The following is a 13,099-nucleotide window of genomic DNA, read 5'->3' as shown; positions in this document are numbered from 1 at the left end:
TTGTTTTCCTCTATCATAAGGACAACAGTCCGCTCTTATTCAATATCTTAAAGGATCTTCTAATTCATAAAACTTTCAGGAATCCACTCAAATCCCGGAGTCTTTATTTTTGTAAAGCCCAGTCCCGGCCATGGCAAATGAGAAGCAAATGCTCTGGTTTTTGTATCCGCCAACTGCTTAAGAAATTTCTTTCTCGAAGTGGTTGCAATATCCAGATCCGTATCTCCTGAAAATCCCCAGTCAGGATGAGGAAAAAGAATAATATCTGAGTGAATAAGATCAGCAACATACATCAGCTTTTCATTCCCTGATGATATTGTAGTGACAGTTAAACCAGGTGTATGCCCTGGAGCTAATTGAAAATTGAAGTGATTATACAGCGTCTTGTTTAAATCATAAAATTTCAACTTTGGCTGAATAGCTTTCAATATATTCTGAAGTGCCGGAATGATCTGAGTCAGCATTTCGGGATGAGCCTTCAAAGCACTGTTATTAAAATCATTAAGGGAAGCATTCATCCAAAAATCATGCTCTATTTTTGAAATAAAAACAGCAGCATTCGGAAAAACAAACTTATTCTGTTTATCTACTACTCCACCCATGTGATCAGGGTGAGCATGAGAAAGAAAAATATCCGTAATATCATTGGCTGAGAATCCTGCTTTTTGAAGGCTTTTTAATAAAAAACCAGTTCTTTCATCAGCAAATATGCCCATTCCTGCATCCATTAGGATCAGTTTATCTTTTGTTTTAACAAGCAGGATGTTGATTGCCATATCAATATAGTTATCAGCTCTGAAATTGTCTTTAAGGATGGTTTTCAATTCAGAAATGTTTCCTCTTGGCGAAAATAAATTCAGGTTTTCTTCATGAATATATCCGTCTGTCAGAATAAACAGCTCTAATTCTCCAAGTTTAATCTTTTTAAATCCTGAAAGATCATCTCCTGTTTTTTCTGAGGTGGTCTTCGTTTCTGCAAATACATTTGAAAAAGGAACAAGACTTAGTGTTCCTGCCAGCAATCCGTTTTTCAATAGTTCTCTTCTATTCATAATTTTGATGGTGTTTCTGCATTCATTATAACTAAAATAACACCTCCTGAAATGGAAATGTTTTAGATTAATAAGTGCAATATATTTTATAGGAAAACTGAGCTTCTGATATTCAGAAACCCAGTGTAAGTTTAATATTTAGTTGTTGACCAGTTTCATTGAACCTTCATTATACCTTTCTCCTACATTCGGATATTTTTTCAAAATGGCATCGATCATATTCAAATCGGACTGAGATAAATCAATATTAGCAGCAGCCACATTCTCTTCCAGATATTTAATACGCTTGGTTCCCGGAATCGGAATGATATCGTCTCCCTGATTCAAGACCCATGCTAATGCCAATTGAGTTCCTTTTACTCCTTTAGAAGCAGCAAACTCATTGATTTCATTGGCTAATTTTGTATTATTTTCAAGGTATTCCTGCTGATAGCGAGGTAAAGACTTTCTGAAATCATTATCATCAAGATTTTGTACTTCACTGATATTAGCAAAAAGACCTCTTGCCAAAGGTGAATAAGGCACTAATGAAATTCCTAATTCTCTGATGGTTGGCAGGATCTCATTCTCAATATCTTTGGTAAGGATAGAATATTCTGATTGTAAAGCAGCAATAGGATGAATTTTATTGGCTTTTCTGATGGATTCCGGAGAAGCTTCAGACAAGCCGATATATTTTACTTTCCCTTCTTTAACCAGCTCTGCCATAGCTCCTACTGTTTCTTCAACGGGAACATTGGGATCAATTCTGTGGGCGTAATAAAGATCTATTGTATCAATTTTTAATCTTTGAAGACTTAAATCTACAGCCTTTCTGATCCATTCCGGAGACCCATCAAAGTATGTTCCGGGAGCACCGCTATGGCTTGCTTTTCCATCTTTAAATCTGAATCCAAATTTTGTAGCAATAAAAATTTTATCTCTATTAGGGACTAAAACTTTAGAGATTAATTTTTCATTTTCTCCGTCAGCATACATATCTGCGGTATCCCAGAAGTTAACGCCTAAATCCAATGCTTTGTGCAATGTATTGATACTTTCCTGTTCATCTGCCGGCCCATAAGCAAAGCTCATTCCCATACAACCTAATCCAATAGCAGAAAGTTGTTCACCAGTGTTTCCTAATTTTTTAAATTTCATGACGGTTTTGATTTTAATTTTATAGGACAAAATTAGAACATGCAACAGCGATCACCGATATAGAATTCAAACTAAGAATTATAAAATTCAAACAAGGTTCAATCTTAGAGTATTGGGGGTTATTCCTGTCTGTTTTTTAAAATAATTGGTAAAATAAGCAGGTTCTTCAAAGCCCAGTCCATAGGCAATTTCAGCAATATTCCAGTCTGTATGGGTTAACAAGGCATTGGCTTCCTGTATCACTCTTGCGGTAATCTGCTGGCTTGTTGTTTTCCCTGTAATTTCTTTTACGGAACGATTTAAAGAATTCACATGAATGGAAAGACTCTGTGCATAATCATTGGGAGACTTGAGCTTCAAAAAAGCTTCAGGGCTGTCAATCGGAAACTGTCTTTCCAGCAGTTCCATAAATAAGGTTGCTACTCTTTGGGATGCATTCTGGTAAGGTTCAAATGTTTCTGCCGGATGCATTCTCATGGTTTCATGGATCATCAGGTGGAGATAGGCTCTCAGCATATCATACTTATGAACATAATCCGATTCAATTTCCTTCATCATTTTGATATAGAGATCTGAAAGTACCGTTTGTTGATCTTCATCCAGAAAGAACACCGGAGTTCCGCCGATTTTAAACAATGGTGAATCCTGAAGATTTCCTAAACGGCTCCCATTCTGTAAAAATGATTCTGTGAATAAGCAGAACCATCCCTTCTGATTATCATCATCAGCTTCCCATGAATAAGGGACAATAGGATTGGAAAACAATAATGCGGGACGATCTACGTAGATCCATTTATCAGCATAATGAAGCTTTCCTTTTCCTATAATCAGTGAAATTTTATAATAATCTCTTCTGCTGTATGGTGATAACAATGAACAGTGATCTCGTGAAAACACATTAAAGTGCCCCATTTTGTTGGGCCCTAAACATAAAGATCCAAATCCGGGAGCATTTCGTTCATAAAAACCTTGTATTGATTCATTTGATTCCATATTTCAAAGTTATAAAATTCAAACAAATTAATGGATATAATTTTAAGAAAGGGAATTTAGAGGCGGGAAGATGAAAGATGGGAGCAGGAAGTACTGATGGTCATTGATTCTATTGATATTTTTATGAACATTTTCTAAGTAGTGAAAGTCTTATTGAAAACGTACAAGCAGAACGAAGAATCTTAAGTTTTGGCTAAAGCCGTATGGAGGCTATTCTTTTATTTGAGCGGGCTAAAGCCCACTCCTATTGATATTAATATGTATAGGAAATATTTGTTTAATGGCAATATTACTCATTACTTATAATAAAAATGGCTAGCACGAATGCCAGCCATTTCAATAGTGAATATATATAATAGTTGATAATGGTTAATCCCAGTCACCATGGTGTCCATGGTTGTGCTTATTTTGTTTTTTGTAATACTTAGCTCTTTCTTTATAGTATTTCTCCTGCTCTTTACGGTATCTTTTATAATCATTTTTATTTCGTCCGTATATAATTACAGGATTTTGTCCTCTATAATATCTATTTTTAAAAATAATATATTTTTCTCGTCCAAGAATTCTTTCTAATTCTGAATATCGGTCTCCTCTCCATCTTCCAGGCTCTACCACATATACTCTATTCCATGAATTATAATCACGATATCTGTCATTCAATGCATAGACTTGGTTAGCTTGTGTTGTAGAAAGTAGTAAATCTGCAACTACTGTCTGCCAATTAATATCTGATATACTCCTTCTATAATCATTATAATAATCCGATTGGGCGTAGCTCAGACTGAACGTCCCAATCAAAAATGCTGTTAGCAATAACTTTTTCATTTCATTCCTCTTTTAAATTAAACATAATGACATAGTCAATTAAAGTGCCAATTATTAATCATAATTCCCAATACTTGTTAATAAAAACCATAAACAACTGATTATGTTTGAAATAAATTACAACAATAAGTCATTTTATTGATTCTCAATCATAACTAGGTTATTCTTTACTGATTTTAACTCCTATTAAACAGGAAGGGTTTTTGGTTGGAGTGAGGTACGAGATGCGGGGTTCAGGATGCGGGTTGTGAGATTTAGGTTTTGGCTAAAGCCAATGGAATGTTTCTAAAATTTATTCAGGCGGGCTAAAGCCCTCCTCTATTGATGCTGATATCCGAATGCTTTAGTTGTTTAACGACAAGATCTTTTATCTTTTATCTTTTATCTTTTATCTTTTATCTTTTATCTTTTATCTTTTATCTTTTATCTCATCCTCTTATAAAATTCGTTAAGATTTTCAAAAACTATTATTTCATGTTAAATAATTTTGTAATTTTAAGGAAGAGAATGCTTTCGGGAGTTCTCAATATTATTTTATTATCAACCAAATCTCAATAATTATGGAAAATATAAAATTTATGGTATCTCCATATCAGGATGAACTGCAGTTGTTTATTGATGAGAAAAAAGCGGGTTATATGTCCATAGAGGTTGACGGAAGACTTCTTATTGTATATTATACCAAGCTTGATGAAGAGCGTGAAGGGAAAGGCTATGCCAAATTATTATTGGATGAGCTGGTTCGCTATGCAGAAGAAAAAGATTTGCTTGTAGACCCGGAATGTGATTTTGTTCGTCAACAATTTGAAAATCATCCAAGAAGATATAAAGATATTTGGCATGCTTAGTCCCACCAGACGGTAAATTGCTGGTCTCGGCTATTCAGATCTACCACTTCTCCGATTTTCGGGGTAAGGATATCTAAATTTTTCTCTTTACCTAAACTTGTTATTTTTTGTAATGGCTCATTCCATGGGTGAAGTGCCAATGCAAATTTTGCAGCATGCACCGGAAGAATATGTCTGGCATTTATATCGACAGCCGCCTGAATAACATCTTCAGGTAAAGTATGGATATATCTCCAGGCTTCACCATATTGTCCGTTTTCAAGAACAGCGTAATCAAATGGGCCATACTTTTCTCCTATTGTTTTAAAATGGGAATCATAACCGCTGTCCCCACCCAAGAATATTTTCTTTGTGGGAGTCTCCAATACATAGGAAGTCCAAAGCGTATCGTTTTGCTTTAATCTTCTACCGGAAAAATGTCTGGCAGGGGTAAAGGTTAGTTTAATATTATTTATTAACTCAACTGTGGTCTCCCATTCTTCTTCGATAAGCTGATATTCTGTATACCCCCATCGCTCCAGATGAGCTCCTACTCCTAATGGAACAATGGCCATTTTTGTGCGATCTCTGATGGACTTCACAGTAGGATAATCAAGATGATCAAAATGGTCATGGGTAATCACCAGATAATCAATATTCGGTATATCCTGAGGTTTAAAAACATCAGCACCTTTGAATGCTTTGTTGAAATATTTAAAAGGTGAACCATATAAACTTAGCACAGGATCAATTAAAAATGAAACCCCGTCTGTTTGTATATAATAAGAGGAGTGCCCCAGCCAGATAAAGGCATCTGTATTTTTGTCTAGACTCTTTAAATCGGTATGAATAGAAGGAATTTCTTTTAAAGGTTTCAATAACGGATGCTTTTTACCTAAGAAAAAATCATAGGTTACCTTGCTCATTTTATATCCTTCCGCAATGGAAGGTGTATGACTGATATTCTGAAATTGTTTATTTCTATAAAGTTTCGACTGTTTGATTCGCTTCAAACGTTTTCCTTTCGGAACTGCTCCAAATGCCATCCCATTGATTACGATAAAATAGGTTGCGATCAATACAATTACAATCGTTAAAATCCAATACATCATTTGTAAGAAAATAAGTTCCAAAGGTACCGACTTTTGCACTTACATGAAAATAAGATGTGTTTGAGTGCATTTTTTTAACTAAATTTATCATGTATTTCAGAAAATTTATTATTCATTTAAGTAATGATTAATTTTAAACTTTCTATTTTAGCAGCTTAAAAAAACTCAAAGATCTATTGAAAAATTACTCGGTAATATTTATTCTGGCCATGCTTTCCTCATGTGCGTCTATTAAAAGGCACAATGAACAGCGGGCTTCCTGTATTCCCCCGGAGCAGCTTAAAGAAGATGTGGATTTTGCTTATTCAAAACTTCAGCAGATGCATCCTCAACTCTATTGGTATATTCCCAAAAAGGAATTGGAACGAAAGCTTGACAGCCTTAAACAAACCATCACCGAGCCACTTACTCCACTAGAATTTTATTTTAAATTTCAGCCCGTGATTGCTGGAATCCGGGAAGGACATCTTTCACTAAGAATTCCCAGAAAAAAATTTACGAAAAGAGAAATCAAAACCTTAGATCATAAAAAGGGGTTGTTCAGCAGATTTGAATATTATATTTCCGGAGAGCAGATGTATATTACGGAAAACAGGGATGGCATTGAGAATATTCAACCTGGAACTGAAGTTTTGTCTATCAACAATATTCCGGTTTCAGACTATATCAAAAAATACAAAAACCTGATTAGCAGCGATGGGTATAATACTACTTTTCAACCTTACTTCTTGAAAGATCTATTCTTTAGTTATTATACAGCTGAAAATGGACTTTCCGACAGAGCCACTATTGAGACTCTTTATAAGGGAGAAAAACATACCTATATTTTGAGCCGGGAATCTAAATCTGATACTGATCTTGAAATGGATAAGGAAATGAATAAGCGAACTCAGGAAAAAAAACTGAACGATTATGTCGCTTCCAGCAATTCTTATAACCGAAGTTTTAAATTTCTGGATAAAGACAGTACCATCGCTTATATAAAAGTGAAAAGTTTCTCCAGAGAATATTCGGATGAATTTTATAAAAAGACTTTTTCAAAGATAAAGAATGCAAAGTCAGATTATCTTATCATTGATGTCCGCAACAACTATGGCGGCTCTCTTTATGAGATCAATAATCTGTATTCTTACCTTACTGATAAGCCTTTTACTCTGATAAAACCTTCTCAGGTTACTTCACGGGACATTCCTTTGAGAACCAACTATTTCAGAAAAAGTTCTCCATTAGATTATGCAATTAAGAGTATCTCCTATCCAAGTTACTTTTTTGCTCAGGCTTTCAGTACTTATAAAAAAGACGGAAAAGTTTTCTATAAAATGAAAGCTGACAAACCTACAAAACCCAATAAGGAAGCTTTCCATGGGAAAGTCTTTGTTTTGATCAACGGCGGAAGCTTCTCTGCATCCTCCATCATTACAGCAAAGCTTAAAAATGATAAAAGAGCAACCCTTGTAGGAGAAGAGACCGGAGGAGCCAATGACGGAACGGTAGCCGGTTTTTATTCTTATCAGAAATTACCAAATTCTGAGATCAGATTTCCGATCGGACTCCTTCTTGTACAACCGAATATTGATTTTTCAGAAACCCATAAAGGCGTTGTTCCTAATGTAGAGATCAAAGAAAGTATGCAGGATATTATTGATAGAAAAGATCCTCAGCTGGATTGGATCCGGAATGAAATTGGAAAGGAAAAAGCTGACAAAAATTAAATAAAAAGGAAACTGAGAAATTCTACATTTTTTTACAATAATAAAAAGGATCGGCGGGCTTTCAGCCCGCCGATCCTTTTAAAATTTACTTCCTCAGTTCATTCAACAGAGACTCTATATGATCAATGTATCTTCCATAATAACGATGGAACCAAAATTTACCACATACAAACAATAAAAATAAACCACCAACAAGGCTGCTAATCAAAATGAATGCTATTTTAGTCTCACTTAAAGGCTGTGGCCAAGGTATAAATTCGAGGACAATAAGAATTTCACATACTATAAATGGTGCAAAACTGATATAGTAAGATAAATAATATTGTTTATTCAGATTTAGCTGGGTGACAAGATCTTTTAGAGAATCGCTGGTTTTAAGCTCTGTATTACTGATATTATTATACAGTTTGAAAAACTTACTGTAAAAGAAAATGGTAACAATAAGCATTGAAGCAATCAAAACAGTGATATACAATTGAAGTTTAAAGGGTTGGCAAACTGAACAAACCAGGAATGCAAAAACGAAAATTCCCACTACCCACCAAAATTCCATACGCATATTTTTGCGTACTTTTTCAAGGGGAAGATTTATTTTATTTCTCTGATCTATACTTATTTCAGGGGTTTCATCTGTATTATCTTCATGCCAGGTATTTTTCAATTCATCTATATTCATTGGATTATGATTTAATATGGGTTAGGACTATGTTGATTTAAGATATCTTTCAATTTATTTTTAGCGCGGTTCATTTTTACTCTTGCATTACCTTCGGAAATTCCCATTTGGTTGGCAATCTGTTTACCTGAAATGTCTTCCAGATAATAAAAAATAAAAGCTTTATCGATGGGGTTGAGTAAATGGATTGCCTTGTACATTTCTTTCATTCGCTCTTCTTTTTCATCATTATAATCTTCTTGAGGGATAAAATGATTGGATAAATTCTCGTTAATAATAAAGTTTCTTCTTTTCTCTTTTTTGAGGAAAATAATCGCTGTATTTAAAGCAATTCTGTACAGCCAGGTTGAAAATTCGCTTTCACCTCTAAAGTTTGGATATGCCTTCCACAACTGGCAGGTTATTTCCTGAAAAAGATCGTCCTGGTCATCTTTTTCGGACATATACATTTTGGAAATCTTAAAAATGATTCCTTTATGTTTTTCAATCTTATGGATAAACGCTTGCTCTAATGAGGTCATAACTTGTTACTGTATACAGTTAGTTTCCATTGAAAAAAAATGTTACAGAAGTTAGTAAAAAAACAAAAAAGCCTGACAGTATTTTCTGTCAGGCTTATCGTTATGTTTTTTTTATATCTACAATTTTATGTTAAATACAGTTTGCTATTAACTTTAAAAAATATAATCTGTGCTTAAAAAGTTAGAATCATGTTCCCTTACAATCGTATTCAATAAAGTTTTATTAGAGTCTGTAAGTTTCGCGGCTACCAGAGATCTTATTGAGAATGAGCGCAAGGCATCAAAAACAGAAAGAGTACCTTCTGCACTATCTTTTCTTCCGGTAAATGGGAATACGTCCGGCCCACGCTGTGCCTGGCAATTGATGTTGACACGGCTTACAAGATTTACAAAAGGATCAATCAGCTTTGCTACTTCCTGTGGATCTTCACTGAAAATGCTCACCTGCATTCCATGAGAGGCATGTACCTGATAATCGATTGGCTCTTCAATATCCTCAAACGGAACTACAGGAATTACAGGGCCAAATTGTTCTTCATGATACAGTTTCATATCACTATTTACAGGGTAAACAACTGCCGGAAAGACAAATGATTCTTCGGTATAGCCTCCATCTTTATTTAAAACAGCGGCTCCTTTTGCTATCGCATCATCAATACATTCTTTCAGATAAGGTGGTTTATTGACTTCTGGAAGTGGTGTTATCTTTACCTCTTTTTCCCATGGCAAGCCTGCTTTCAGAGCAGCAACAGCTTCACTCAGCTTCATAGTAAATTCTGCCGCAATTTCTTTTTGAACGAAAATAAGTTTTAAAGCTGTACAACGCTGCCCATTGAATGAAAGCGCTCCCAGAATACATTCGCTTACTGCTACATCAAGATTAGCATTTTGAGTAACAATAGCTGCATTCTTAGCATCCAGACTTAGAATTGCTCGTAAGCGGTTCACTTTCGGGTGTAGTTTTTTCAGTCCGTTAGCTACTTTACTTGAACCTATAAATGCCAATACATTTACTTTTCCACTCTCCATAATTGGAGTGATAATTTCAGAACCTTTTCCATATAAAGTATTTACTGTTCCCTTAGGAAAAGCTTCTTTAAAGGCATTTAATAATGGATAGTGAGCAAGCACTCCATGTTTGGGAAGTTTAAATAAAATCGTATTTCCCATGATCAAAGCAGGAATCAGTGTTGTAAAGATCTCATTTAAAGGATAATTAAAAGGCCCCATACTTAGAACTACCCCTAATGGAGCTCTTCTGATCTGCGCTATGGTTCCTTCTGCCTCCTGAAAACGGGAAGATTCTCTATCCAGGTCTTTTAAAGCATCAATAGTCTGATTGATATAATCTACAGTACGGTCGAATTCCTTAGTAGAATCTGCCAGTGTTTTCCCTATTTCCCACATTAATAGTTTTATAATCAGGTCACGCTGCTGAATCATCAGATATACAAACTTCTGCATACATTTTATTCTTCCTTCCACAGACATGGTAGGCCATTCCCCAAGACCATTATCATAGGCTTTTACACAGGCATCAAGGACTTCCATCGCTTCTTTAGGGCCAATATTGGGGATACTTCCCAGAAGCTTTCTCTCCAATCCGTTTTCAGTAGGGATACAAACCGGAGAATAGATATTCTGAGTTTCACCTTTCCATTCTACCAGTTCCCCATTGAGAAGATAAACTTTCTGATGGATTTCCGGAACTTTATATTCTTCAGGGATTTCGTTTTCGCTTTTAAAAATATTTTGAAATGATGTGCTGTTTGCTGAACTCATATTTTTAATATTTAATCGTTTGAATTTGAACTTTTGAATAATAAAGGTAGATGTAAAAATTGATTTTAAGAATAATGATTCAATAGATTTGCTCTATTTAAGAGCTATTTGAATGAAAATTAATCCAGCCAACTAAAAAAAACAATATTTTTGTTAAAAATAAATTGTCAATGTTTTCAAAAATAGTTTTCGGTACGTTATTCTTTTGCTCAGTATTAGGATTTGCTCAAAAATCTAAGCCTATTAATACGGTGATGTTAAAAGGAACACCAGTACGTACTTATTCCAAATTACCGGATATAAATAAGCCCGCTCCTAAGTTTACGCTTACAGATGTTAATATGAATGATCAGAGCTTAGATGCTTACAAGGGGCGATATGTCATCCTGAACATTTTTCCAAGTGTTGATACGGGAGTTTGCTCAGCATCTGTTCATCATTTCAATGAGGAGGCAGGAAACCTTCCTAATACGGTAGTGCTTTGTATTTCCAAAGATTTACCTTTTGCTCAAAAAAGATTTTGTGGTGCGGAGGGAATCAATAATGTGGTGATGCTTTCTGATTTCCGTTCTGATTTCGGCTGGAACTATGGGGTAGAAATGATAGAATCTTCCATGAAAGGGCTTCTTAGCAGAGCTGTTGTTGTAATAGACCCTTCTGGGAATATTATTTATGAAGAGCAAGTTCCGGATATTTCTCAAGAACCTAATTATGAAGCGGCTATTCAGGCTGTGAAACAATAAATAAAAAGCTCTGGTAATATTCTGTTACCAGAGCTTTTCTTATGATGCTCTTTTTCTTTTCTTTTTTGTGGTAATTACGATCGCTCCATTTTTAGCCTTTTCACCATATTGCTCTATCGCTTCTTTTCCTGAAAGCGTATAGATAGTGTCTACAATATCCGGTTTTATCGCACGTATTTCCTCTAAGGAAGCCTTTTTACCATTCAGTAGTATAAAAGGCCTATCTTCCTGTTTTACAACAGCAGGTGCTCCAATTCTTAGAGATGGGTTTCTGTTGAAGGGATCGGTAGATATTAAACTCCTATTCACTTCTGATACTCTCTCGGTAAGCTTTTCTTTTTCTGGTTTTGTTTCCTGTGCATTTATAGTAGTCGTAAAACTACCTGCAACCAATAATCCCAAAGCTAATTTACCTGCTAATAAAAAGTTTAAATTTACTCCTAACTGATCTTCCCGAAATCTTCCGCAAATATTTTCACTTGAATCAAAACTATTGATGAGTTCTTCATCTGAAAAACGGGTAAAATCGTGAACCGTTTTAGAACAGACCGTGCAGAATTTTCCTTTTTCATCAGGAGTCATGTTGTTCCAGTTTTCGTGACAGGGTTTAGGAATGGTAATTTTCATAGTATGCCTTTTACCTATAAAGATGCTGTAGTGAGGAAAAAGGTTGGAAAGGATTTTGACATTTTACTTTAGGACTAAGGCTATTTTCTTTCTAAAAATAAAAATGATCAGGCCTGCCAATAAAAATGCAGCAATTGAAATAATGGTTTCCATCAAGTGAAATACTTGCGGCTCTTTCGTATGATATTTTACTCCATTCACTATATTTCTTGTTGTTTCATTCTTTTCCTTAGATACAAGTTTTATTCTTTCTTTTAAAACAGAATTATCAAATCCATATTCTGCAGCCAATTGATAATCTTCTTTAGCATCAGCTTTTTGATTCATCAAAAAAGCAATATTTCCCAGATCAAATAAAAGTTGTGCAACTATTTTATCCTTGGGTTTTACAAAAGATATTCTTTCGTTCAGCTGATAATACAACTGCATTTTAAGCAACTGGAGATCATCTTTGCTTACACTGGATTGAGGTTGTTTTTCATTCCCGAAATCATTTCCAATTAAATTCTTTGATGAAATATATTGATCTCCTTTAATTTTAGCTTTTAAAATATTCACATGAATCCATTCTGAAGAAAAATGAGATTGAGGGTTGATCTGTACTGCCTTTTCAATCCATTTTAAAGCTTCAGTATTATTGCCTATGAGTTCGTATGCGGTTCCTATATTAGATGCTGTAGAATATCTTCCAGACTGTAGGGCTTCAATCTTTTTATAAAGTTCAATAGCTTCCTTATATCTTCCTAAAATAATTAAGACAAACCCCTGGTCAGAAAGATAGTCCAGATCCTTGGTTTTGTTATACCCTTTTTCTAAGGTCACCAAGAAGGCTTCTAACCGTTCCTTACTTCCAAATTCATGTCCATAAGGTATTTCTCCTTCATAATCTGAATACAGAAGCTTATTGTTGGCCAAAACCATTTGCTCACCATTAAGACAGGCCGAAACCGGAATTGAAAATAAAATAATGAGAATGATACTGAAAAGATATTTGTACATATTTAGGCTATTAACTTTTTATTATTAAGCTATCAGAAAGCTATCAATATTGATCTTAAAAGGTAGCTTTAAAACGATCGGTTTTATGGA

General features: G+C 34.8%; 13 protein-coding genes. 3 read left to right on the top strand and 10 right to left on the bottom strand.

The genetic code is table 11. The features are described from left to right. Nucleotides 1–59: 59 nt before the first annotated feature. From GTR01_RS09560 to GTR01_RS09545, 4 genes are all read right to left on the bottom strand, one after another. Nucleotides 60–1,052 carry an MBL fold metallo-hydrolase gene (locus tag GTR01_RS09560; RefSeq protein ID WP_160137613.1) on the bottom strand — a complete coding sequence of 331 codons (993 nt, stop codon included), beginning with the start codon at nucleotides 1,050–1,052 and terminating at the stop codon, nucleotides 60–62. A gap of 138 nt (nucleotides 1,053–1,190) precedes the next feature. Continuing rightward, nucleotides 1,191–2,192, bottom strand: coding sequence for an aldo/keto reductase (locus tag GTR01_RS09555; protein WP_160137612.1), 1,002 nt, complete (start codon nucleotides 2,190–2,192; stop codon nucleotides 1,191–1,193). Between the two features lie 87 nt (nucleotides 2,193–2,279). Next, on the bottom strand, nucleotides 2,280–3,185 hold the full coding sequence (locus GTR01_RS09550) for a helix-turn-helix domain-containing protein (RefSeq protein WP_160137611.1): 906 nt from the start codon (nucleotides 3,183–3,185) through the stop codon (nucleotides 2,280–2,282). A gap of 369 nt (nucleotides 3,186–3,554) precedes the next feature. After that, entirely contained in the window at nucleotides 3,555–4,010 is a 456-nt protein-coding gene (locus GTR01_RS09545; protein ID WP_160137610.1) for a hypothetical protein, read from the bottom strand. A gap of 578 nt (nucleotides 4,011–4,588) precedes the next feature. On the opposite strand from GTR01_RS09545, the gene GTR01_RS09540 reads away from it, so the two are divergent. Beyond that, nucleotides 4,589–4,858, top strand: coding sequence for a GNAT family N-acetyltransferase (locus GTR01_RS09540; protein WP_228452200.1), 270 nt, complete (start codon nucleotides 4,589–4,591; stop codon nucleotides 4,856–4,858). Here the strand turns inward: GTR01_RS09540 and GTR01_RS09535 are convergent. Then, the gene (locus GTR01_RS09535; RefSeq protein WP_228452199.1) at nucleotides 4,855–5,970 is read right to left on the bottom strand and encodes an MBL fold metallo-hydrolase; all 1,116 of its coding nucleotides are present in this window, start codon (nucleotides 5,968–5,970) and stop codon (nucleotides 4,855–4,857) included. The two genes, GTR01_RS09540 and GTR01_RS09535, sit on opposite strands and share 4 nt — an antisense overlap. Before the next feature lie 155 nt (nucleotides 5,971–6,125). Here GTR01_RS09535 and GTR01_RS09530 point away from each other — a divergent pair, with 155 nt between their 5' ends. Then, nucleotides 6,126–7,661 (top strand): S41 family peptidase, encoded by a 1,536-nt coding sequence (locus GTR01_RS09530; protein WP_160137609.1) that lies wholly within the window; start codon nucleotides 6,126–6,128, stop codon nucleotides 7,659–7,661. Between the two features lie 85 nt (nucleotides 7,662–7,746). On the opposite strand, the gene GTR01_RS09525 is transcribed toward GTR01_RS09530, so the two are convergent. The 3 genes from GTR01_RS09525 to GTR01_RS09515 all read right to left on the bottom strand — a co-directional run bounded on the left by GTR01_RS09525 (nucleotide 7,747) and on the right by GTR01_RS09515 (nucleotide 10,640). Further along, nucleotides 7,747–8,337, bottom strand: coding sequence for a hypothetical protein (locus GTR01_RS09525; RefSeq protein ID WP_160137608.1), 591 nt, complete (start codon nucleotides 8,335–8,337; stop codon nucleotides 7,747–7,749). An 11-nt stretch (nucleotides 8,338–8,348) separates the two neighbouring features. Further along, on the bottom strand, nucleotides 8,349–8,858 hold the full coding sequence (locus tag GTR01_RS09520) for an RNA polymerase sigma factor (RefSeq protein ID WP_160137607.1): 510 nt from the start codon (nucleotides 8,856–8,858) through the stop codon (nucleotides 8,349–8,351). 153 nt (nucleotides 8,859–9,011) lie between these two features. Next, nucleotides 9,012–10,640 (bottom strand): NADP-dependent glyceraldehyde-3-phosphate dehydrogenase, encoded by a 1,629-nt coding sequence (locus GTR01_RS09515; RefSeq protein ID WP_160137606.1) that lies wholly within the window; start codon nucleotides 10,638–10,640, stop codon nucleotides 9,012–9,014. A gap of 242 nt (nucleotides 10,641–10,882) precedes the next feature. On the opposite strand from GTR01_RS09515, the gene tpx reads away from it, so the two are divergent. After that, on the top strand, nucleotides 10,883–11,383 hold the full coding sequence (tpx, locus tag GTR01_RS09510; protein WP_410492575.1) for a thiol peroxidase: 501 nt from the start codon (nucleotides 10,883–10,885) through the stop codon (nucleotides 11,381–11,383). A 39-nt stretch (nucleotides 11,384–11,422) separates the two neighbouring features. On the opposite strand, the gene GTR01_RS09505 is transcribed toward tpx, so the two are convergent. Beyond that, a complete protein-coding gene (locus GTR01_RS09505) occupies nucleotides 11,423–12,010 on the bottom strand; it encodes a hypothetical protein (protein WP_160137604.1) in 588 nt (195 codons plus the stop codon). Between the two features lie 63 nt (nucleotides 12,011–12,073). After that, nucleotides 12,074–13,009, bottom strand: coding sequence for a tetratricopeptide repeat protein (locus GTR01_RS09500; RefSeq protein WP_160137603.1), 936 nt, complete (start codon nucleotides 13,007–13,009; stop codon nucleotides 12,074–12,076). Nucleotides 13,010–13,099: the final 90 nt, after the last annotated feature.

The sequence above is a fragment of the Chryseobacterium sp. c4a genome (assembly GCF_009900745.1).
Taxonomy (GTDB): domain Bacteria; phylum Bacteroidota; class Bacteroidia; order Flavobacteriales; family Weeksellaceae; genus Chryseobacterium.
The sequence above is the reverse complement of the archived record's forward strand: the minus strand, read 5'-3'. Positions and strand labels throughout refer to the sequence as shown.